At 71.3% G+C, this 21611-nt stretch carries 18 protein-coding genes and 2 tRNA genes; 13 read left to right on the forward strand and 7 right to left on the reverse strand.

Going from position 1 to position 21611, the window contains the following annotated elements:
- Positions 1 to 263 precede the first annotated feature (263 nt).
- From AC27LF_RS32015 to AC27LF_RS32030, 4 genes are all read left to right on the forward strand, one after another.
- The gene (locus AC27LF_RS32015; RefSeq protein ID WP_479656221.1) at positions 264 to 860 is read left to right on the forward strand and encodes a M48 metallopeptidase family protein; all 597 of its coding nucleotides are present in this window, start codon (positions 264 to 266) and stop codon (positions 858 to 860) included.
- Between the two features lie 137 nt (positions 861 to 997).
- Positions 998 to 2719 carry a TerD family protein gene (locus AC27LF_RS32020; RefSeq protein WP_479656220.1) on the forward strand — a complete coding sequence of 574 codons (1722 nt, stop codon included), beginning with the start codon at positions 998 to 1000 and terminating at the stop codon, positions 2717 to 2719.
- A gap of 11 nt (positions 2720 to 2730) precedes the next feature.
- On the forward strand, positions 2731 to 3411 hold the full coding sequence (locus AC27LF_RS32025) for an AIM24 family protein (RefSeq protein WP_479656219.1): 681 nt from the start codon (positions 2731 to 2733) through the stop codon (positions 3409 to 3411).
- An 18-nt stretch (positions 3412 to 3429) separates the two neighbouring features.
- A complete protein-coding gene (locus AC27LF_RS32030) occupies positions 3430 to 4185 on the forward strand; it encodes an AIM24 family protein (RefSeq protein ID WP_479656218.1) in 756 nt (251 codons plus the stop codon).
- A gap of 107 nt (positions 4186 to 4292) precedes the next feature.
- On the opposite strand, the gene AC27LF_RS32035 is transcribed toward AC27LF_RS32030, so the two are convergent.
- The gene (locus tag AC27LF_RS32035; protein ID WP_479656217.1) at positions 4293 to 4814 is read right to left on the reverse strand and encodes an NUDIX hydrolase; all 522 of its coding nucleotides are present in this window, start codon (positions 4812 to 4814) and stop codon (positions 4293 to 4295) included.
- Positions 4811 to 6271, reverse strand: coding sequence for a zinc-dependent metalloprotease (locus AC27LF_RS32040; RefSeq protein ID WP_479656216.1), 1461 nt, complete (start codon positions 6269 to 6271; stop codon positions 4811 to 4813). The genes AC27LF_RS32035 and AC27LF_RS32040 overlap by 4 nt, the downstream gene beginning before the upstream one ends.
- Before the next feature lie 192 nt (positions 6272 to 6463).
- On the opposite strand from AC27LF_RS32040, the gene AC27LF_RS32045 reads away from it, so the two are divergent.
- The 4 genes from AC27LF_RS32045 to AC27LF_RS32060 all read left to right on the forward strand — a co-directional run bounded on the left by AC27LF_RS32045 (position 6464) and on the right by AC27LF_RS32060 (position 9794).
- Positions 6464 to 7576, forward strand: coding sequence for an SDR family oxidoreductase (locus AC27LF_RS32045; protein WP_479656215.1), 1113 nt, complete (start codon positions 6464 to 6466; stop codon positions 7574 to 7576).
- Between the two features lie 305 nt (positions 7577 to 7881).
- Positions 7882 to 8340 (forward strand): molybdenum cofactor biosynthesis protein MoaE, encoded by a 459-nt coding sequence (locus AC27LF_RS32050; protein WP_479656214.1) that lies wholly within the window; start codon positions 7882 to 7884, stop codon positions 8338 to 8340.
- A gap of 150 nt (positions 8341 to 8490) precedes the next feature.
- Positions 8491 to 8637 carry a hypothetical protein gene (locus AC27LF_RS32055; protein WP_479663125.1) on the forward strand — a complete coding sequence of 49 codons (147 nt, stop codon included), beginning with the start codon at positions 8491 to 8493 and terminating at the stop codon, positions 8635 to 8637.
- Positions 8638 to 8696: 59 nt separating this feature from the next.
- On the forward strand, positions 8697 to 9794 hold the full coding sequence (locus tag AC27LF_RS32060; RefSeq protein WP_479656213.1) for a YlbL family protein: 1098 nt from the start codon (positions 8697 to 8699) through the stop codon (positions 9792 to 9794).
- A gap of 516 nt (positions 9795 to 10310) precedes the next feature.
- On the opposite strand, the gene AC27LF_RS32065 is transcribed toward AC27LF_RS32060, so the two are convergent.
- Positions 10311 to 10853, reverse strand: coding sequence for a PPA1309 family protein (locus tag AC27LF_RS32065; protein WP_479656212.1), 543 nt, complete (start codon positions 10851 to 10853; stop codon positions 10311 to 10313).
- Positions 10854 to 11028: 175 nt separating this feature from the next.
- On the opposite strand from AC27LF_RS32065, the gene AC27LF_RS32070 reads away from it, so the two are divergent.
- From AC27LF_RS32070 to AC27LF_RS32085, 4 genes are all read left to right on the forward strand, one after another.
- Positions 11029 to 13998, forward strand: coding sequence for a UPF0182 family membrane protein (locus tag AC27LF_RS32070; RefSeq protein WP_479656370.1), 2970 nt, complete (start codon positions 11029 to 11031; stop codon positions 13996 to 13998).
- Between the two features lie 40 nt (positions 13999 to 14038).
- A tRNA-Met gene (locus AC27LF_RS32075) sits at positions 14039 to 14112 on the forward strand.
- A gap of 215 nt (positions 14113 to 14327) precedes the next feature.
- Entirely contained in the window at positions 14328 to 16175 is a 1848-nt protein-coding gene (locus tag AC27LF_RS32080; RefSeq protein WP_479656211.1) for a tetratricopeptide repeat protein, read from the forward strand.
- Positions 16176 to 16461: 286 nt separating this feature from the next.
- Positions 16462 to 16535 (forward strand) — tRNA-Met (locus AC27LF_RS32085).
- 80 nt (positions 16536 to 16615) lie between these two features.
- Here the strand turns inward: AC27LF_RS32085 and AC27LF_RS32090 are convergent.
- From AC27LF_RS32090 to AC27LF_RS32105, 4 genes are all read right to left on the reverse strand, one after another.
- Positions 16616 to 17767, reverse strand: a complete 1152-nt coding sequence (locus tag AC27LF_RS32090) for an ABC transporter substrate-binding protein (RefSeq protein WP_479656210.1) — start codon at positions 17765 to 17767, stop codon at positions 16616 to 16618.
- Positions 17764 to 18624: an ABC transporter permease gene (locus AC27LF_RS32095; RefSeq protein ID WP_479656209.1), complete on the reverse strand. Its 861-nt coding sequence runs from the start codon at positions 18622 to 18624 to the stop codon at positions 17764 to 17766. The genes AC27LF_RS32090 and AC27LF_RS32095 overlap by 4 nt, the downstream gene beginning before the upstream one ends.
- On the reverse strand, positions 18621 to 19388 hold the full coding sequence (locus AC27LF_RS32100; RefSeq protein WP_479656208.1) for an ABC transporter ATP-binding protein: 768 nt from the start codon (positions 19386 to 19388) through the stop codon (positions 18621 to 18623). The genes AC27LF_RS32095 and AC27LF_RS32100 overlap by 4 nt, the downstream gene beginning before the upstream one ends.
- 151 nt (positions 19389 to 19539) lie before the next feature.
- Complete coding sequence (locus tag AC27LF_RS32105; RefSeq protein ID WP_479656207.1) at positions 19540 to 19956, reverse strand: Fur family transcriptional regulator; 417 nt, start codon at positions 19954 to 19956, stop codon at positions 19540 to 19542.
- 145 nt (positions 19957 to 20101) lie between these two features.
- Between AC27LF_RS32105 and AC27LF_RS32110 the strand changes: the two genes are divergently transcribed.
- Positions 20102 to 21553, forward strand: a complete 1452-nt coding sequence (locus tag AC27LF_RS32110; protein ID WP_479656206.1) for a catalase — start codon at positions 20102 to 20104, stop codon at positions 21551 to 21553.
- The last annotated feature ends 58 nt before the right edge of the window (positions 21554 to 21611 follow it).

Below are 21611 nucleotides of genomic sequence, written 5' to 3' on the forward strand. Positions count from 1 at the left end.
TCATTCGCTGCCATTCCCCGTACTTCACCGTAATCCTCCGTGACTCGCGGAAAACAGGAGCAATTCACGGCATATCGGTGATAGTCGACGGAATCGGTCACGTCCGCCGACGAGTGCCAGCATGCCCCGCCCGGCGAACCGGCGCCGAAAGTTGTCCACAGGCGGTGGATATTCGTCGTACAAATCAAACGCATGGTGGGGGAACGGCACTGAACCGTTCCGGACCCGGGACTTCCCCAGGGCCCAGCGGGTAACGTCGGGGCGTGCCCGCCGACCCACCGCACCGCGCCGGAAAGCCACAGCGCAGCACGACGAGCCAGCCGCCGACGGGCTCGGGGACGAGCGCGATCGAGGTCCGCAGGAGCGCCCGGCGACGCCGGACCGTCTCCGCGTACCGCGAGGGCGATCGCACCGTCGTGCTGATCCCCGCCCGGATGTCCGAGGCGGAGGAGCAGCGCTGGGTAACCGTCATGCTCGACAAACTGGCCGCCCAGGAGAGCAAACGGTTGCTGGGCGACACGGAACTGGCCGAGCGCGCCCGGCGGCTGTCGGAGCAGTACTTCGACGGCCGGGCCCGGCCCGCCTCCGTACGCTGGGTCACCAACCAGAACACACGCTGGGGTTCGTGCACCCCCGCCGAGGGCAGCATCCGGCTCTCGCATCGACTGCAGGGCATGCCCGAGTACGTGATCGACTACGTGCTCTGCCATGAACTCGCGCATCTGCTGGTGCCCGGGCACGGGCCGCGGTTCTGGCGGCTGCTGGAGTCCTACCCGCGGACCGAGCGGGCGCGCGGCTACCTCGAAGGGGTCGCCGCAGCGGAGCGGCTGCCCCATGCGCCGGACCCGCACGAGGAGTGATCCCTTCCCCGGGCGGAGCCTCCCGCGCCGCGGAAGGCGGTTGTGTACCGGGTCTGTACCGGCTTCGTCCGACGTCGGGGTTTGCCGCTAGCCTGACGCGACGCACTCACATTCGGGATGGGGGACGGTCGTTACGCATGGCCAGGGAATTCCAACGGGGCCACAAGGCCAGGATCAGTGACCTCACCGCGGGCACGGACCTGTACGTAGGCGTGCAGATCTCGGGACCGGGGCTGACCTTCGACATCAGCTGCTTCGGGCTCGACGCCGACGAACGTCTCTCGGACGACCGGTACTTCGTCTTCTTCAACCAGCCGAAGTCCCCCGAGGAGTCCATCCAGTTGCTGGGTGCCCAGGCCGGCGACACGGAGTCCTTCCGGGTCACGCTGGACCGGATCCCGCCGCGGATCCAGAAGCTGTCGTTCACGGCGACCATCGACGGCGCCGGGCAGATGTCCCAGATACAGCCCGGCTACCTCCGCATCGTCGCGGGCGGCGAGGAGGTGGCCCGGTACTCGTTCACCGGCTCGGAGTTCTCCACCGAACGGGCCGTGATGCTGAGCGACTTCTATCTGAAGGACGTCTGGCGCTTCGCGGCGGTCGGCCAGGGCTTCGACGGCGGCCTCGAAGCGCTGCTGAAGAACTTCGGCGGCGAGGTGGCGGAGGAGGCACCCGAGGCCCCCGCGCAGCAGCCGCAGTCCGCCGCCGCTCCGGGCTTCGCCCCGCCGGCCCAGGCAGCCGCGCCGCCCGCGTTCGCCCCGCCCGCCCCGGCACCCGCGCCCGCCCCGGCACCCGCGTTCGCACCGGCTCCCGCCCCCGCGCCTCCCGCCGCCCCGGCGCCGGCTCCCGCCCCGCAGGGTTTTGCGCCCCCGCCCGGCGCCACACCGCCCGCGCCCCCCACCCCGGCCCCCGCGCCCAACGTGCACGCCGCGCCCACCGTCATCGCCCCCCTGGGCACGCCACCCGGCGGCACGGTGCCGCCCCCGCCCCCGGCCCCCGCGCCCTACCCCCAGCAGCCGTACGGCGGTCAGCCCGGCGCCCCGCTGCCTCCCGGATACGGCCAGCCCCCGGCACCCCAGGCGCCAGCACCGCCCCCCGGCTACGGCCAGCCGGTCCCGCCCCCCGGATACGGCCACCAGCCGCCGCTCGGCCAGCCGCCCGCCGGCTACGGCGTGCCCCAGGGCGCCCCCCAGGGCGGCGCCGGCGTGGCCGCGGCGCTGCAGCAGTTCAAGGAGACGCCGACCGGGCAGCGCTGGACCCAGCAGAACAGCAAGCTCATCCGGGTCGACCTCGGCATCGGCGGCCAGCCCGTGCTGGCCCGGCAGGGCAGCATGGTGCTCTACCAGGGCAAGGTCGACTTCAGCTACAAGGGCGCGGGCGTGATGGGCCGGATCGTGGGCAACGCCACCGGCCAGGAGATGCAGCTGATGCGCTGCACCGGCCAGGGCCAGGTGTTCCTCGCGGAGGAGGCCACGCATCTGCACCCCGTGGAACTCCAGGGCGACGCGATCTGCGTCTCCTCCGAGAACGTCCTGGCCTTCGACGAGAGCCTTCAGTACGAGGTCCGCCGCATCGAGGGACACGGCATCCCCGGCGGCGCCCTGTTCACGATGCAGTTCCAGGGCACCGGCACCGTCGTCGTCAAGACGCACGGCACGCCCGTCGTCCTGCCCGTCACACCCACCACGTTCGCCGACTGCAACGCGGTCGTCGCCTGGTCGGCCGCCTCCCAGGTGATCGTCTCCAGCCAGGTCCGCATGCGCCGCAACGCCTACCCGGGCGACACCGGCGAGAGCGTCAACCTGCAGTTCCGGGGCGCACCCGGCAACTTCATCGTCGTCCAGCCGTTCGAGGTCTGAGGGAGCCCGTCATGAACCAGCCGCTCGCGGGCTACGCCCCCGCACCGGTCACCGCCCGCATGGAGAACCACGGCGACCACATGCTGAAGGTCGCCATGCAGACCGGGAACGACCTCCTCGCGCGCGTGGGGTCCATGGTCGCCTACGAAGGCTTCGTCCAGTACGAGCCCAACCCGCCGGCCGTCCGCCAGATCGCCCGCGACTGGGTCACCGGCGAGGGCGCCCCCCTGATGAAGTGCTCCGGCGACGGCCTGCTCTACCTCGCCGACTACGGTGCGAACGTCGTCGTGATCAACCTCAACGGCGACGGCATCTCCGTCAACGCCACCAATCTGCTCGCCTTCGACGCCCAGCTGACCTGGGGCGTGGAGCGGGTCAAGGGGCTCGCGAAGTTCGCCGGACAGGGCCTGTGGAACACCAGGATCTCCGGGCAGGGCTGGGTCGCCCTGACCTCCCGCGGCAAGCCGATCGTCGTCGACTGCGGCGGCGGCGAGGACGAGACGTACGTCGACCCGGACGCGCTCGTCGCGTGGTCCCCGAACCTCAAGGTGAAGGGCAAGCGCAGCTTCAAGGCGCAGTCGCTGATCGGCCGCGGCAGCGGCGAGGCATACCAGATGGCCTTCTCCGGTCAGGGCATCGTCGTCGTCCAGCCCAGCGAGGACAGCACCGACCGCCTCCGGGTCCGGGGCTGAGGGGGAGTCAGAGTCACCATGCAGAGCCCGCTTTTCGCCCACAACGACCAGCAGACCCAGGAGCGCTGGAGCCTGCAGAACAAGCAGATGCTCCGTGTCGCCCTGGGGGGACACGACGACATCCTCGCCCGCAAGGGCACCATGGTCGCCTACCAGGGGCTCGTCGAGTTCGACGCCGAGTACCAGAGCGGCGGCCAGGCACACACGCGTGCGTACACCGGGGAGGGCCTGGATCTGATGCGCTGCCACGGGCAGGGCACGGTCTACTTCGCCAACCTCGCCCAGTACGTCCATGTAGTGGACGTCGAGCAGGAGGGCCTGACCGTCGACAGCGGCTACGTGCTCGCCCTGGACTCCTCGCTGCACCACGAGGTCATCGCCGTGGACAGCCAGTACGGCATCTCCGGGTCGGGGAAGTACCAGCTCAACATCACCGGACACGGCAAGGTCGCCCTGATGACCTCGGGCATGCCGCTGATGATGCAGGTCACCCCCGACCGGTACGTCAACTGCGACGCCGACGCGATCGTCGCCTGGTCCACGGGCCTGCGCGTCCAGATGCAGGCGCAGACGCACTCCTCCGGCGTGTGGCGGCGCCGCGGCAACACCGGTGAGGGCTGGGAGCTGAGCTTCATGGGCACCGGTTACGCGCTCGTCCAGCCGAGCGAGCTGCTGCCGCCGCAGAACGCCGCGATCGGCCAGGGCATCGCCGCGCAGTACGGCATGGGGCAGCACGGCGCGCGGGGCCAGAACCAGGGCAACGTCTGGAGCTGAGCCGCGGCGAGCACGGCGCACGGGGCGGCGACCACCCTCGGGCGGTCGCCCCTCACCCGCCCCTCACCCGCCACGCGCCCTGGTGCACACCGTGACGACGTCAGGGCTCAGAGCCTGGCACGCGTCGCCTCCAGCAGCCGCACCACCGACTCGTCCGCGACCCGCGGCACCTCGTCGTAGGCGAACCAGCGCAGGTCCAGTGACTCGTCGCTGATCTCCTGCACCGCTCCGGGAGGCGCCAGGACCGCGTACTGCACGTCGAAGTGCCAGTGGCACGGGGCCGGGATCCGATGGCGGTCCAGGCCCACCGGGCCGCCCGGCAGCAGCGCCAGCCCCGCCACGCCCGACTCCTCAGTGGCCTCGCGCACGGCCGCCGCCCGCAGGGACGCATCCTGCGGTTCGCAGTGGCCGCCCGTCTGCAACCACATGCGCAGCTTCTTGTGCAGGGTGAGCAGCACCCGCCCCCGTGCCGGGTCGACGATCAGGGCGCTCGCCGTGAGATGCCCGGCCCCGCAGCCCTTCCACATGCCGTCCGGATGCGCGGCGAGATGGTCCAGATACGCCTGGCGCAGCTCTTCCTGGCCCTCGTACCCCTTCAGGACGAGGACCGCGTCGTCGTACAGGCTCACTCGGTGCCGTCGTCCTCGGAGGAGTCACCCTTGGCGTCGCCGCGCGCGTCGCCCTTCTTCAGGTTCGGCTTCTCGCCGGTGCCGCCGGCCGCCTCGCCGAGCATCTTGTCCAGCTCGGAGAAGTCCAGCTGCTCGCGGTGCACAAAGCCGTCCGGGTCGTCCAGGTCGGTGGCCGTCGGCAGCATGTCCGGGTGGGCCCACAGGGCGTCCCGGCCGTCGACACCGCGCGCGTCCGTGAGGGAGGCCCACAGCCGGGAGGCGTCGCGCAGCCGGCGGGGCCGCAGTTCCAGGCCGATCAGCGTCGCGAAGGTCTGCTCGGCCGGGCCGCCCGAGGCACGGCGGCGGCGCAGCGTCTCCCGCAGGGCGTCGGCGGACGAAAGACGCGGCTTCGCGGCCGCGTGGACCACCGCGTCCACCCAGCCCTCGACGAGCGCGAGGGCCGTCTCCAGACGCGCCAGGGCGGCCTTCTGCTCGGGCGTGTCCTCCGGCTGGAACATGCCCTGCTGGAGGGCGTCCTGCAACTGCTCCGGGTTCTGCGGGTCGAACTGCCCGACGACGTCCTCCAGCTTGGCCGTGTCGACCTTGATCCCGCGCGCGTAGCCGTCGACCGCGCCGAACAGGTGCGAGCGCAGCCACGGCACATGCGCGAACAGGCGCTGGTGGGCGGCCTCACGCAGGGCGAGGTAGAGCCGCACCTCGTCCCTGGGAACGCCCAGGTCCTTGCCGAACGCCTCGATGTTCAACGGCAGCAGCGCGGCCTTGCCGGCCGGACCGAGCGGCAGACCGATGTCGGTGGAGCCGACCACCTCGCCCGCGAGCACGCCGACGGCCTGCCCGATCTGCGTGCCGAACATGGCGCCGCCCATCGAGCGCATCATGCCGATCAGCGGGCCCGCCATGGCCTGCATCTCCTCGGGCAGGACGTCGCCCATGGCCGCGCCGACCCGCTCGGCGACCGGGTCGACCAGTTCCTTCCAGGCCGGAAGGGTGGCCTCGACCCACTCCGCGCGGCTCCACGCCACCGCGGAGCCCGCCCCGGACGGCAGGGACGTCGCGTCGTCCAGCCACAGGTCGGCCAGGCGCACGGCCTCCTGGATCGCGGAACGTTCGGCGGGGCCGACGCTCGCGTCCTTGACGCCGTCCGGGGTGCCCTGGGAGACCGTCTGGCGGGCGATCTGCTGGGCCATGTCCCAGTTCACCGGGCCGCCCTCGTAGGAGAGCATCTGGCCCAGCTGCTGGAAGGCGGCGCCCAGGTCGGTGGGGTTCAGCGAACCGAACATGGCAGCGAGCGGATTGTCGGCGCCCGGGCCGCCAAAGCCTCCGGCTCCGGGCAGCCCGAAACCGAACGGGTTGGCCGGTCCCTGCCCACCACCGCTCTGCTGGTCCTTCTTCTTGCCCTCGTCGCCGTCCTCCGGCTCCTCCGGCGGAAGGCCGAATCCGAATGGGGTGTCACTCACGGGGTTCCTCGGCTGGTTAGGCCGCCGGTTCTCTCCGGCGGCGCGGCTGCCCGACAACACCACCCAGCGTAGACACCAAGACCCGATCGGGCCTCGGTGCTTCGCCGACTCTCGGCCTGCGGCAGGATGGATGCCACCTGGTTCGTACGCCTCCGACGCGTATGTACTGAAGACAACCGCTGGAGACGCCTGGTGAGTTCCCCAGATCCGCAGGTTCGCGCAGCGCGAAACCACGCAACCCCTCCCGCCGTGCGCGGGCCCGTCGTCGCGGTCACGGGCGCCGCGACCGGGGTCGGCGCGCTGCTGACCGCGCGGCTCGCCGCGTCCGAGGAGGTCAAGCGGGTCGTCGCGATCGACGAGCGGCGCGGCGACTGCGCGGCGGCCCAGTGGCACATCCTCGACGTACGGGATCCGGCCATCGCCGAGCGGCTGCGCGGCGCCGACGTGGTCGTCCACCTCGCGCTCGACCTGGACCTGGAGACCGACGCGGTGGCCCGGACGGCGTACAACGTGCGCGGCACGCAGACCGTGCTGACCGCGGCCGCGGCGGCCGGCGTGCACCGGGTCGTGCTGTGCACCTCCGCGATGGTGTACGGGGCGCTGCCGGACAACGAACTGCCGCTGTCGGAGGACGCGGAGCTGCGGGCGACCGCCGAGGCGACCGGGGTGGGCGACCTGCTGGAGATCGAGCGGCTGGCCCGGCGGGCGCCGCGGGCGCATCCCGGCCTCAATGTCACCGTGGTGCGGCCCGCCGTCCTGGTCGGCGGCACCGACACCGCGCTGACCAGGTACTTCGAGTCGCCGCGGCTGCTCGTGGTGGCCGGCTCGCGGCCCGCCTGGCAGTTCTGCCACGTCGAGGACCTGTGCGGCGCCCTGGAGTACGCCGTCCTGGAGAAGGTCGACGGGGAACTGGCCGTGGGCTGCGACGGCTGGCTGGAACAGGAGGAGGTCGAGGAGCTGAGCGGGATCCGGCGGATGGAGCTGCCGTCGGCGGTCGCCCTGGGGGCGGCGGCCCGGCTGCACCGGATCGGGCTCACCCCGTCGCCCGCCGGTGACCTGGCCTACACGATGTACCCCTGGGTGGTCAGCGGGAGCCGGCTGCACGACGCCGGGTGGCGGCCGCAGTGGACCAACGAAGAGGTCCTGGCGGAGCTGCTGGACGAGGTCTCCGGGCGGCACACCGTGGCCGGGCGGCGGCTCGGCCGCAAGGACGCGACCGCGGCGGGGGCCGCGGGGGCGACGGTCGCCCTGCTGGGCGCGGCGGCCGTGGTACGGCGGGCACGGAAGGCGCGGCGGCGGATCTGAGACGGTCCCGGCCCCCTGGCAGCGGCCCGGAAGGAGCCCCGAGGAGGCCCGGCGGACCCTGCCTGTGCCGACGGACCCTGCCTGTGCCGACGGACCCTGCCTGTGCCGGCGGATCCTGCCTGGGGAGGAGCCTGCGAGCGCGTACGCGCGCGTGGCGGGAGTCGGCCTGTCGAGTTCGGCCGGGCTCGTGGTCGCGTACGCGCGCGTGAGGGGCGGACCTGCGGTACGGGACCTTCGTGCGTGCGGTACGGCACCTGCGTGGCGGCGTGTTCCACGATGTCCGTGCGGTGCGGCACCATGGCTCCATGGCACCCACCAACGATCACCCCGGTGAGCAGGCGGCTCAGGACCCCATCAAGCTGATCGGCGTCCGCCGGACCGCGCTCTCCGTGGACGAGGTGTTCCAGGCCGTGGGCGACGCCGCGGCGGGCGGCATCGCGCTGTTCGCCGGAACCGTACGCAACCACGACGGGGGCGCGGACGTCGACCGGCTCGGGTACTCGTGCCATCCCAGCGCCGAGGCCGAGATGCGCCGGATCGCCGAGAAGGTCGTCGCGCAGTACCCGGTGCGGGCGCTGGCCGCCGTCCACCGGGTCGGGGACCTCGGCGTCGGGGATCTCGCCGTCGTGGTCGCGGTCGCCTGCCCGCACCGGGCGGAGGCATTCGAAGCCTGCCGGAAGCTGATCGACGACCTGAAGCACGAGGTGCCCATCTGGAAGCACCAGACCTTCTCCGACGGCACCGAGGAGTGGGTGGGGGCGTAGGCCCGCAGGGCGGCCCGCGCCCGACACGCCGTTCCGGTTGCGTAACCGCACCCCTGGCCTGAGCGTTGTCAGTGCGAACGGTTAATCTGCTGATCAGTCAGTCGCGGACGCTCATGGGGTTGGGAGGTCGGCATGGCGGCGCTCGCCTGGTTGCTGATTCCGCTTATCGCCGCGATAGGCGCAAGTCTGTGGGGCAGTTGGGCCAGTCGGACGCGGAAGGCCCGGGGCGACGGCCCCGAGCTGGACGGCTACGCCCGGTTCTGCGCGGCCATGGAGAAGCCGCACTCCGGCCGGTGACGATCCGGTCGGGGGCGCCCTGACGGTGCTCCGACAGACTCGTCACGTAGTGTCGAACCATGCCACGCCGCACCGCGACGATGCTCGCCTCCACCCTGATGCTGATCGCATTCCTGTGCGCGGGTGTACTGCTGCCCGTCCCGTACTCGGAGATGTCCCCGGGGCCGACGGTGAACACCCTCGGGGAGCACGACGGCGAGCCGGTGCTGCAGATCTCCGGTCACAGGACGTTCCCGACGACCGGACACCTCAACATGACCACGGTCCGGGTCACCAGCGCCGACTACAAGATGAACCTGGTCGAGGCCGTCTACGGCTGGCTCGCGCACGACGACAAGGTCGTGCCGCACGACACGCTCTACCCGGACGGCAAGACCGAGGAGCAGTCCACCCAGGAGAACGCCGAGGAGTTCAGCCAGTCCCAGGAGAGCGCCAAGGTCGCCGCCCTGAAGGAACTGGACATCCCGGTGAAGTCCTGGGTGATCGTCTCCACCGTCGTCAAGGACTCACCGGCGGAGGGGCGGCTGCACGCCGGTGACGTCATCAAGGCCGTCGACGGCACGCCCGTGAAGCAGCCCTCCGACGTCGCCGAGCTGGTGACCAAGCACAAGCCCGGCCAGGACGTCGTCTTCAGGGTCATCCCGGCCAAGGAGCAGGCCGCCGCGGAGAAGGAGAACCGGACGCCGACCGTCACCCAGGATGTGACGATCACCACGACGACGTCCGAGGACAGCGGGGCCAAGCGGGCCGTCGTGGGGATCTCCGCCGGCACCGACCACACCTTCCCGTTCTCCATCGACATCAAGCTCGCCGACGTCGGCGGGCCCAGCGCCGGTCTGATGTTCGCGCTCGGCATCTACGACAAGCTCACCCCGGGCAGTCTCACCGGCGGCAAGTTCGTCGCCGGTACCGGCACGATCGACGACAACGGCAAGGTCGGGCCGATCGGCGGCATCGAGATGAAGACCGTCGGCGCGCGCGACAAGGGCGCCCAGTACTTCCTGACGCCCGCCGACAACTGCGCCGCCGCGGCCAAGGACACCCCGAGCGGGCTGACCCTCGTCAAGGTCAAGACCATCAAGGACGCCCTGGGCGCCCTCGACGACATCCGCAGCGGAGACACGGCAGCCCTGCCGAAGTGCACGACCAAGAGCTGACCGACCGACGCCGCGCGTGAGCCCACCGGCAGCACAGCGTCGACGGCGCCCGACCGGGCACGAGACCGCAGGACCACCCCACGCGCAGGGACCCAGGGACGCCGTCGCCGCCCGGTCCTTCCGGAGCCGGGGAAGGCCCCGCGGGTCCGGTTGCGACCGCGGCCCGGCGAGCGGTCGAGGCGCCCATGGAGCCCCATCGCCCGGTCCCCCGATGCCCGGCCGCGAGGCGTGCGGGGACGGGGCGGGTCGGTGACCCGCGAGGGGGCTCGGGCCGGGCGGGGATCACGTCGGGTGCGGTCTGCCGGGTTCGGCCGAGCCAGGGCTCGGTGGGCGCGTCAGCAGCGGCCGGGGGTGGCGGACGCAGGGCCCGCCGGTGTTCGGTGCGCGGGAGTCCGCAAGGTCGTCAGCATGCGCAGGACCGCGCAAGGCAGCAGGCGCCGTCGTGGTGGGCCTGTCCGGGGAGCCGGCGAGCGGCTCGCCGGCAGGGGGCCGGAAGGGATCGGCGTGCGGGGTGGGTCAGTCTTCGAAGGTCGCCGTCAGGGCGTCCGCCAGTCCCGGTACCAGATCGGGGCCGGTGAGCACTTCGGTCGGCGTGTCCTTGTCACGCAGCCGCAGCGCCGACTCCCGGGCGCCGTCGCGCAGCACCGCGACCGTCATCCGGACCTCCTGGCGCTCGGGATGGTCCGCCACCCACTTGGTCAGCTTCGCCCCGTCCAGCCCCTGCGGCACCTGTGTCTCGGCGGACGGCGGCAGCATCAGACGCTCCACCGTGAGCGCACAACCGGCCACGGCGTCCGGCCAGGCGATGGTGCCGAGGAATTCGTCGAGCGGCCTGCCCGCGGGGATCTCGTCCTGCTCGATCGGGGTGAGGCCGGCGGGCCCCGGCTCGTCCGGCAGGCCGAGCTGGGCCGCGAGCGCGGGTTCCTCGGCCCGCAGCCGCGCGGTGTCGACGAGGGCGAAGAGGCGAGCGGGCTGGTCCCAGCCGAGGCCGGAGGCGTACTCGTCGATCTCTAGCACGGCCCGGGTGAGGGGGTTCGCTGCCATGGGAGTGTTGGACATGGTCACAATCCTGCCTCGTTCCTGGCCGGAATCGGGAACCGAGTAAACGGTGAGTAAGTTGCATAGGTGTGGGCCCGTGAACCGCGGGCCCACCGGACGGTCCACGAACCCGGGGGCCTGACGCAACGACAGCGAACCACCACCGAACTTCGAGGTACGCACCTTGGCTTTCCAGATGCCGGACCGAGGCGGAGGCCCGACGGGGCCACGGATCAGAGCGGGCCGCCCGTCCCGGCGCGTCCGGACTTTGCTCATGACACTGGGCGTCCTTGCCGTCCTCGGCATGGCGTTCACCATGTTCGCGGGCTTCTGGACGGACTGGCTGTGGTACCGGTCGGTGCACTATTCGTCCGTGTTCACCACCACCCTGTGGACCAAGATCGGGCTGTTCGCCGTCTTCGGACTGCTGATGGCGCTCGCGGTCGGCTTCAACATCTGGCTCGCACACCGGCTGCGGCCCCCGCTCAGCGCCATGTCCATGGAGCAGCAGAGCCTCGACCGCTACCGCATGGGCATCGCGCCCTTCAAGCGGTGGCTGCTGCTCGGCATCACCGCCCTGGTCGGCCTGATCGCCGGCGCCTCCGCGGCCAGCCAGTGGCGCACCTGGCTGATGTGGGTCAACGGCGTGCCCTTCCACGAGAAGGACCCGCAGTTCCACCTCGACGTCTCCTTCTACGCCTTCGATCTGCCCTGGTACCGCTTCCTGCTGGGCTTCGGCTTCGCCGCCACGATCCTGTCCGCGATCGCCGCCGTGCTCACCCACTATCTGTACGGCGGGCTGCGCGTGACCAGCCCGGGCGCGAGGGCCACCGCGGCGGCCACCGGGCACCTGTCGGTGCTGATCGGCGTCTTCGTCGCCCTGAAGGCGGTCGCGTACTGGCTCGACCGTTACGGACTGGCCGTGAAGTCCAGCGACTTCAAGGCCACCGGCAACTGGACGGGCCTCAGGTACGTCGACGCGAACGCCTACCTGCCGGCGAAGACGATCCTGTTCTGCATCGCGGTCATCTGCGCGCTGCTGTTCTTCGCCACGCTGTGGCGGCGTACCTGGCAGTTGCCCGTCATCGGCTTCGGCCTGATGGTGCTCTCGGCGATCCTCATCGGCGGTCTGTACCCGGCGATCGTCCAGAAGTTCCAGGTCCAGCCCAACGAGCAGGCCAAGGAAGCCCCGTACGTCCAGAAGAACCTCAAGGCGACCCGCCAGGCGTACGGCATCGACGACACCAAGGTCACCGAGTACGAGGGCAAGAGCACCACCACGGACAAGACGCAGCTGCGGGACGACGTCAACTCCGCCGCGAGCATCCGCATCATGGACCCGAACATCGTCTCGCCGACGTTCCAGCAGCTCCAGCAGATGCGGAACTACTACGCGTTCCCGACCAATCTGGACGTCGACCGGTACTCCAAGGACGGCAAGGACCAGGACACCGTCATCGGTCTGCGCGAACTGAACCTGGACGGCATTCCGAAGAACAACTGGATCAACGACCACTTCCGTTACACCCACGGGTACGGCGCCGTCGCCGGCAAGGGCACCGAGGCGGACTCCGAGGGACGCCCGGTCTTCACCGAGTACAACCTGCCGTCCAAGGGCGACCTCGGCACCTACGAGCAGCGGATCTACTACGGCGAGAAGACCACCACGTACTCGATCGTCGGCGGTCCCCAGAAGGAGATCGACTACTCCGACGACAACGGCGAGAAGACCACCAGCTACCAGGGTAAGAGCGGGGTCAGCCTCGCCAACCCGATCAACCGCGCCGCCTACGCGGTGGCGTTCAACGAGCCGCAGATCCTCTACTCCGGCGCGATCGGCGACGGTTCGCGGATCCTGTACAACCGCACGCCCAAGGAGCGCGTCGAGGCGGTGGCCCCCTGGCTGACGATCGACGGCGACGCCTACCCGGCGGTGGTCAAGGGCCGTATCCAGTGGGTCGTCGACGCGTACACGACGACGAACGGCTACCCATACTCCTCGCGCACGACCCTCGGTGACACGACGGCCGACTCGCTGACCGCGACCAACAACTCGCGCGCGGTGGTCGCCCAGCAGAACCAGGTCAACTACATCCGCAACTCGGTGAAGGCGACCGTCGACGCGTACACCGGCGAGGTCAAGCTCTACGAGTGGGACACGAAGGACCCGGTGCTGAAGACCTGGATGAAGGCGTTCCCCGGAACGGTTCACCCCAAGTCGGATATCTCGGGCGATCTGATGGCGCATCTGCGCTACCCGCAGGACCTGTTCAAGGTGCAGCGGGAACTGCTCACCCGCTACCACGTGACGGACGCGCAGACGTTCCTGACCGGCAGCGAGGTCTGGCAGGTGCCGGACGACCCGACCAACAAGTCGGGCAACGCGGTGCCACCGTACTACCTGAGCATGCGGATGCCCGACCAGACGTCGCAGTCGTTCTCCCTGTCGACGACCTTCACGCCCAACGGCCGGGACAACCTCAGCGCGTTCATGTCCGTCGACGCCGAGGCGGGCACCAGCGACTACGGCAAGATCAGAATTCTGAAACTGCCGACGAGCACGACGGTCGACGGGCCCAAACAGGTGCAGAGCCAGTTCAACTCGGAACAGGAGATCGCCTCGGCGATCAAGCTGCTTGAGGGCGGCAGTTCCCAGGTCGAGTACGGCAACCTGCTGACCGTGCCGCTCGACGGCGGCCTGATGTACGTGGAGCCGGTCTACGTACGCGGTGGTGGACTCAAGTACCCGCTGCTGCGGAAGGTGCTGGTGACCTACGAGGGCAGAACCGCCTTCGAGGACACCCTCGACGACGCTCTGGACGTGGTGTTCGGGGCGAAGGCATCGACTCCGCCGCCGTCGGACACCGACAACGGTGCCGGTACCGGCACCGAGAATCCACCGCCGGCGTCCGGTGACCCCACCGTCCAGCAGGCGCTGAAGGATGCCCAGAAGGCCTTCGACGCCGGCCAGGAGGCGCTGAAGAACAACGACTGGGCGGCCTACGGCAAGGCGCAGAAGGACCTCCAGGACGCGCTGAAGCAGGCCGAGGAGGCGCAGAACAAGGCCAACAGCGCGGGCGGCGGCAAGAACGGCGACGGCAAGGGCGGCGGCAGTCCGAGCCCGAGCGGCAGCTCCAGTCCGGGTGGCAGTCCGAATAGCGGTTGATCAAGACCACCCCGCGCCGTGGTACGGTTGCTGAACACGGCGCGGGGTGGAGCAGCTCGGTAGCTCGCTGGGCTCATAACCCAGAGGTCGCAGGTTCAAATCCTGTCCCCGCTACTGAAGTCGAAGGCCCGGATCCTCAAGGATCCGGGCCTTCGACGTGTGCGTACGCGCGACGAACGCATGTGCCGATGTGCGCGGTCGCCGCGCCCACGTGGGGACTTGGGGGATGTGTGTTTGACTTGTCTCTCTGTGGGCATGTCGACAAAACGCTGAAGTGACCTCATGGGCTGCGGTATACCGGGTGTACCCGGGTTGCGGGTGGTGCGACGATGGACGTTATGGGGGACAAGGCAAGTCTGTTGGAGACAGGGCGTTTTGCGCAGCCTGCCGACTTTGGGCAGGCTGCTGACCTTGTGCACCCCGCCGACCTTGTGCAGCCCACCGACCGTGACGAGGCCGGCGAGGCCGCCGAGGAGGCGCGCCGCCGGCTCGCCGCGGAGGCGGGTGACGTCGAGGCGATGAGCGTCCTAGGAGCCATGCTGCTGCGCCGCGGTGATCTCGACGGCGCCGAACCCCAGTTGCGTGCCGCCACCGCCGCGGGCGACCGTGCCGCCGCCAACAACCTCGGGGTCCTGCTGCACCAGCGCGGATACGCCGACGAGGCCGCCGGATGGTGGCGGATCGCCGCCGTCGCCGGATCGCCCGCCGCCGCGCACGCGCTCGGCCGCCACCACCGCGAACGCGGCGACGAGCCCGCGGCCGAGTACTGGCTGCGCCAGTCCGCCGAACAGGGCCATGTGCTGGGCGCCTACGCCCTCGCCGATCTGCTGGAACACCGCGGCGTGGACGGCGCCGAGCGATGGCTGCGGGCCGCCGCCGAGCGCGGGCACCGCGAGGCGGCGTACCGGCTGGCACGGATGCTGGACCGCGCCGCGGGCGCCGACGCGGACACCGGTGCCGGGGCGTCCGGCCCGGACGAGGCCGAGCAGTGGTACCGGCAGGCCGCCGCGCGCGGGCACCGCCGGGCCGCGCTCCAGCTCGGGGCCATCCTGGAGAAGCGGGGCGACCTGAAGGAGGCCGGGCGCTGGTACCTGACCTCCGCCAAGGACGGCGAGGCGCGGGCCGCCTGCGCGCTCGGATTCCTGCTGCGGGACGCCGGGGACACCGAGAGCGCGGCCGTGTGGTGGCTGCGGGCCGCGCAGGACGGCGACGGCAACGCGGCGAACGCGCTGGGCGCGCTGTACGCCGAGCGCGGCCAGCCGCAGACCGCCGAGCGGTGGTACCGGGCGGCGCTGGACGCCGGCGACGACAACGGCGCGTACAACCTGGGGCTGCTCTGCGCCGAGCAGGGGCGGACCGGGCAGGCCGAGCAGTGGTACCGGCGGGCCGCGTACGCCGGGCACCGGGAGGCGGCCAACGCGCTGGCGATCCTGCTGCTGCAGAGCGGCGACCCGGCCGGTGCGGAGCCGTGGTTCTCCAAGGCGGCCGAGGCGGGCAGCGTGGACGCGGCGTTCAACCTGGGGATCCTGTACGCCGGGCGGGGCGAGGAGCGGGTGGCGCTGCGCTGCTACGAGCGGGCGGCGGCGGCCGGGCACACGGAGGCGGCACTGCAGGTCGGGATCGCCCGGCTGCGGGAGGGGGACGAGCAGCAGGCGGAGCGGCACCTGCGGTGCGCGGCCGGGGCCGGCAGCGCGGAGGCGGCGTACCGGCTGGCCGCACTGCTCGACGCGCGGCGGCCCCCGCGGCCCGCGCACGAGCTGGGGGAGACGGTGCACGAGAAGACCGAGTGCGAGGAGTGGTACGAGCGGGCGGCCGGCCAGGGGCACCGGCGCGCGCAGGTGCGGGTCGGGATGATGGCCGCGGCGCGGGGCGATGTCGTCGAGGCGGCGCGGTGGTACCGGGCGGCGGCCGAGGCCGGGTCCCGGAACGGGGCGTTCAACCTGGGGCTGCTGCTGGCCCGTGAGGGGAGCGAGCCGGAGGCCGCGGTGTGGTGGACGCGGGCCGCGGATGCGGGGCACGGCCGTGCGGCCCTGCGGCTGGCCCTCGTCTACGCCCGCCGCGGGGAGCTGGCGGAGGGGCAGCGGTGGGCCGACCGCGCGGTGACGCTGGGGCCCGCGGAGGTCAGCGAGCGTGCGGGGCGGCTGAGTGATGCGCTCCGCGACGAGCTTACTGCGTAGCTTTGGCCAGGGGACCTCGCCGCCGTCGGGGGTGCGGTGTGGTGGTCTGTGCGGGTGGGTGGGGGCTGGTCGCGCAGTTCCCCGCGCCCCTAGGTTGGCTGTGCCTTACGGGGTTTGTAGGTCTCGGGTGGGTGGGGGCTGGGCGCGCAGTTCCTCGCGCCCCTAGGTTGGCTGTGCCTTACGGGGTTTGTGGCGCGGTTCCTCGTGCCCCTTGGTTGGCTGTCCGTGGCCGGGGGGTGGGGATTTGCTTCTGGGGGTTGGGGTCACGTAATGTTTCGTTCATCGACGCGGGGTGGAGCAGCTCGGTAGCTCGCTGGGCTCATAACCCAGAGGTCGCAGGTTCAAATCCTGTCCCCGCTACTGAGACCGCGGGCCGGAATCCAGGCAATGGATTCCGGCCCGCGGCGTGTTTCCGGGCAGCCCCGGGCCGGGACGGCCGGTCAGGGGGCGTGGCCCACCGCCTCCGCGTACAGCGAGCGGTCCACGGTCGCCGACTCCGGCAGGGCCGCGCCCTCGGTGACGCCCTGGGCCCGGTAGGCGGCCTGGAGGCGGGTGACCGTGCCTGATCTGATCTCCCAGTCCATGCGGAGCGACGGCGTCGACTTCAGGACCGCCGCATCCGTCTTCAGGAGCTTCGCCAGATAGGCGACGAAAACCGTGTCCTTCTTGTAGTCGCCGGCGAAGTAGGTGTCGACCGTGCGGATGTAGGCCCGCAGCAGGGCCACCCCGGCGTCCACGTCGTCCTGGAGCAGCGTGCGGCCGTACAGCATGCCGCCCAGAGGCTCCCCGAGCGGCTGGCCGCCCAGGAAGGCATAGCCCCGCTCGCCGTCCATCCGGCGCCACACCGGGTCGAGGAGCCAGGCCGAGTCCACGCCGCCGCCCTGCAGGGCCGTGAGCACGTCAGCCGAGCCCAGTTGCTGGTAGCGGATCTCGTCGAGGCCGCCGCCGTGCCGGGCCAGGGCCCGCTGCATCGGGTACGCGATCACCGAGCCCTTGCCGATCATGGTGCCCATGGTGCGGCCCGCCATCCGGACGCGGTCCGCGCTCTCGCCGCTCGCCAGCTTCACCCACAGGCCGCTCTTCGATCCCGGGGCGGGCGAGAAGTTGCCCGCGACCCACTTGATGGCGAAGCCGCCGCGGACGCCGTTCATCACGGCCGCCTCCGGAGCCGCCCACAGGGCGTCGATGTCGCCCTTGGCCAGCAGCGGCAGCGCGTCCGGCGTCGGCAGCACACGAAGCGTGACATCCAGCCCCTCCGCCGTGAACTCGCCCTTGTCGAGGGCGACGCGCAACGGGGCCACATATTCCGCGCTCAGCGTCCCGGTGGCGATGGTGATCTTCCGGCGCTGGGCCAGAGGCCGGGCGGCCGGAGTGCGCGGCGCGCAGCGGGCCGGTGCCCGGCCGGGGGACAGGTCCGCCGGATCGGTCCAGGACGCCGTGCCGCAGCCGTCGACCGGCCGGACCGTGCGGTGCTCCGGCCCGGACCGCGCCCGGGCGTCCCCGGAGTGCGCCGACGAGCAGCCAGCCACCGCCAGCAGGGCGGCGACCGCGGCGAGCGCCGTCCCGCGCCCGGGGCCGAGGCGTCCCCTCATGACTGCCCCCGTCCCCGGTCCCGTGGCGCCCACGGTGTGAGCAGCCTGCCCGCGATCCGGACCAGTTCGGAGAAGAGCACCCCGAGCACGGCCACGCAGACGATCCCCACGAACATCACGTCGTTCTGGAACAGCGCGCGCGAGTCGAAGATCAGATGCCCCAGGCCGTCGGACGCGGCGATCTGCTCCGAGGCGACGATCACCAGGACCGCCACGCCCGCCGCGATCCGCGTGCCGACCAGGACCGACGGCAGAGAGGCGGGGAGCAGCACATGGCGGAACATCTGCCACGGCGAGGCGCCGAAGACGCGTCCGGCGTCCCGGTGGCCGGCCGGGACGGCGATCACCGCCGACATCGTGGAGATCCAGACGAAGAAGAAGACGGTGGCCGCGACCAGAGCCACCTGCGGGCCCTCGCCGAGGCCGAACATGTTCAGGAAGACGGGGAGCAGGGCCAGCTTCGGCACGACGTACAGGGCGTCCAGGAGCGGTTCGAGGGCCGCCCGGACCAGGGGGAGCGAGCCCATCAGGAGGCCGAGCAGATAGCCGGCCGCGGTGCCGACGGCATAGCCCGCCAGGACGCGGCGCAGCGTCGCCCACACGTCGGGCCACAGCTCGCCGGCCGCCGCCCGGTCCCAGCCGTCGGCGAGGATCGTGGAGGGTGCCGGATAGACGCGGTCGTCGAGCCACGCCCGGTTCGCGGCCAGCTGCCACAGCAGGACGAGCAGCAGGGGCACGGCCACCGCGAGGGACAGCTCCAGGGCGCGGCGCCTGCGGTGGGCGACGGCCGGGTGCAGTTCGCGGACGCCGGGGCGGCGGACCAGGACGGCCTCCCGGTCGGGCAGCACGGTCGTCATGCCGGCACCGCCTCCTTGCGCAGCAGGTCCCACAGCTCGCCCTTGAGGGCCGTGAACGCGGGCGCCGAGCGGATGTCGCCGGTGCGCGGGCGCGGGAACGGCGGGCGCCGCTCGGCGATGATCCGGCCGGGGCGCGCGGACATCACCAGGACCCGGTCGCCGAGGACGATCGCCTCCTCCAGGCTGTGCGTGATGAACACGGTGGTGGTGCGCAGCGCCTGGGTGATCTCCAGCAGTTCGTCCTGGAGTATGGTGCGCAGCTGGGCGTCCAGCGCGGCGAACGGCTCGTCCATCAGCAGCAGTTCGGGTTCCACCGCCAGGGCGCGGGCGATCGCCACGCGCTGCCGCATGCCGCCCGAGAGCGTCGCCGGGTGGGCGTGCGCGAAGTCCGCGAGGCCCAGCCGGGCCAGCCAGTCGGCGGCGCGGGCGTTGGCCTCGCGGCGCGGCACGCGCTGCACGTCCAGGCCGAAGCGCACGTTCGCCTGGACGGTCTTCCAGTCGTAGATGCCGTAGTCCTGGAAGATCATGGCGACCGGGTGCGGGCTCGTCGTGCGGATCTCCAGCGTGCCCGTGCTGGGGCGCAGCAGGCCCGCGGCGATGCGCAGCAGGGTGGACTTGCCGCAGCCGGAGGGGCCGACGACGCAGACGAACTCGCCGGCGGCGACGGTGAGGTCGAGGGGGCCGAGGGCGTCGACCGTGTGGGGGGTTCGGCCGAAGGCGCGGGTCAGTTCGGTGGCTCGGAGTTTCGGATACGGCTCTCCCACGGGCGTCTCCTCGCGGAGTGCGGAACGGACTGGTGGGCGCCGTTGACCATATGACGGGTCGTCAGTTTCAGGAAGCCCGTACGCAGCACAAAGCCCCGGCGGATGTCGCTGCCGGGGCTCGCAGGGTCTTCGTCGGCGTTCGCGGGGCGGGCTAGGCGTGCGCGCAGTCCGGGCACAGGCCGCGGTAGGTGACCTCGACGTCCGAGACCGTGAAGCCGAAGCGCTCCGAGTCGGGGAGGTCGGCGAGCGGGTTCCCATTCGGGTGGACGTCGCGGATCGCGCCGCAGCGGGCGCAGACCAGGTGGTGGTGCGGCCGGTGGGCGTTCGGGTCGTAGCGCTTGGCCCGCTTGTCGGTGGCGACCTCCAGCACCTCACCGAGCGAGACCAGCTCCCCGAGGGTGTTGTAGACCGTCGCGCGGGAGATCTCCGGCAGCCGGGTGACGGCGCGGGCGTGGACCTCGTCGGCGGTCAGGTGGACGTGCTCGCCGTCCAGGACCTCGGCCACGACACGGCGCTGCGCGGTCATCCGCCATCCGCGTCCGCGCAGCCGTTCCAGAAGGTCACTCATGGACACCAGCCTAACAGCTAAGGGGACCAGGTCCCGAACAGGTGTGACTTTGGATCGCCATTTGACTTAGACAATGTCCATTGTAGGATCGAGTTCGGCCTTGGCCAAGCAACAGGATCAGTGGCAAGTGACGCAGGAGGCGCACGTGACGCAGGGACCTCTCACGACGGAGGCCGGTGCACCGGTCGCCGACAACCAGAACAGCGAGACCGCGGGCATCGGCGGCCCGGTGCTCGTCCAGGACCAGTTGCTGCTGGAGAAGCTGGCCCACTTCAACCGCGAGCGCATCCCGGAGCGCGTGGTGCACGCGCGGGGCGCCGGTGCGTACGGCACCTTCACGGTCACCGCCGATGTCACGCGGTACACGCGCGCCGCGTTCCTGTCCGAGGTCGGCAAGCAGACGGAGACCTTCCTGCGCTTCTCGACCGTGGCCGGCAACCTGGGCGCCGCGGACGCGGTCCGCGACCCGCGCGGCTTCGCGCTGAAGTTCTACACCGAGGAGGGCAACTACGACCTCGTCGGCAACAACACCCCGGTGTTCTTCATCAAGGACGCCATCAAGTTCCCCGATTTCATCCACACCCAGAAGCGCGACCCGTACACCGGTTCGCAGGAGGCGGACAACGTCTGGGACTTCTGGGGGCTGTCGCCCGAGTCCACCCACCAGGTGACCTGGCTGTTCGGCGACCGCGGCATCCCGGCCTCCTACCGGCACATGAACGGCTACGGATCGCACACCTACCAGTGGAACAACGAGGCCGGCGAGGTCTTCTGGGTCAAGTACCACTTCAAGACCGACCAGGGGATCAAGAACCTCACGCAGCAGGAGGCGAACCGGCTGGCCGGCGAGGACCCCGACTCCCACCAGCGGGACCTGCGTGAGGCCATCGAGCGCGGTGAGTTCCCGAGCTGGACCGTGCAGGTGCAGATCATGCCGGCGGCCGACGCGGCGACGTACCGCTTCAATCCGTTCGACCTGACCAACGTGTGGCCGCACGCGGACTACCCGCCGATCACCATCGGCAAGCTGGAGCTCAACCGCAACCCGGAGAACATCTTCGCCGAGGTCGAGCAGTCGATCTTCAGCCCCGCGCACTTCGTGCCCGGCATCGGCCCGTCCCCGGACAAGATGCTCCAGGGCCGCCTCTTCGCCTACGGCGACGCCCACCGCTACCGCGTCGGCATCAACGCCGACCACCTGCCGGTGAACCGCCCGCACGCCACCGAGGCGCGCACCTACGCGCGGGACGGCTTCCTCTACGACGGCCGCCACAAGGGCGCGAAGAACTACGAGCCGAACAGCTTCGGCGGCCCGTTCCAGACCGACCGGCCGCTGTGGCAGTCCACGGCGGTCGCGGGCGCCACGGGCGACCACCCGGCACCGGTGCACGCCGAGGACGACGACTTCGTGCAGGCGGGCAACCTGTACCGGCTGATGTCCGACGACGAGAAGGAGCGCTTGATCGGCAATCTGGCGGGCTTCATCGCCAAGGTGTCGAGGGACGACATCGCCGAACGTGCGATCGGCAACTTCCGCCGGGCGGACGACGACTTCGGCAAGCGGCTGGAGGCCGCGGTCCAGGCCCTGCGCGGCTGATCACCAGCACTGGACCGCTTGCCGCGGCGCGGGCCGGACCTCCCGGGTACGGGGGCTA

The sequence above is a fragment of the Streptomyces diversicolor genome (assembly GCF_057537855.1).

Coding starts and splice junctions, on each gene's coding strand:
- AC27LF_RS32060 (WP_479656213.1), top strand. CDS start 8,697: ATGCCACGCCGCACCGCGACGATGCTCGCCTCCACCCTGATGCTGATC.
- AC27LF_RS32070 (WP_479656370.1), top strand. CDS start 11,029: ATGCCGGACCGAGGCGGAGGCCCGACGGGGCCACGGATCAGAGCGGGC.
- AC27LF_RS32080 (WP_479656211.1), top strand. CDS start 14,328: ATGGACGTTATGGGGGACAAGGCAAGTCTGTTGGAGACAGGGCGTTTT.
- AC27LF_RS32095 (WP_479656209.1), bottom strand. CDS start 18,624: ATGACGACCGTGCTGCCCGACCGGGAGGCCGTCCTGGTCCGCCGCCCC.
- AC27LF_RS32030 (WP_479656218.1), top strand. CDS start 3,430: ATGCAGAGCCCGCTTTTCGCCCACAACGACCAGCAGACCCAGGAGCGC.
- AC27LF_RS32025 (WP_479656219.1), top strand. CDS start 2,731: ATGAACCAGCCGCTCGCGGGCTACGCCCCCGCACCGGTCACCGCCCGC.
- AC27LF_RS32050 (WP_479656214.1), top strand. CDS start 7,882: ATGGCACCCACCAACGATCACCCCGGTGAGCAGGCGGCTCAGGACCCC.
- AC27LF_RS32065 (WP_479656212.1), bottom strand. CDS start 10,853: ATGTCCAACACTCCCATGGCAGCGAACCCCCTCACCCGGGCCGTGCTA.
- AC27LF_RS32020 (WP_479656220.1), top strand. CDS start 998: ATGGCCAGGGAATTCCAACGGGGCCACAAGGCCAGGATCAGTGACCTC.
- AC27LF_RS32090 (WP_479656210.1), bottom strand. CDS start 17,767: ATGAGGGGACGCCTCGGCCCCGGGCGCGGGACGGCGCTCGCCGCGGTC.
- AC27LF_RS32105 (WP_479656207.1), bottom strand. CDS start 19,956: ATGAGTGACCTTCTGGAACGGCTGCGCGGACGCGGATGGCGGATGACC.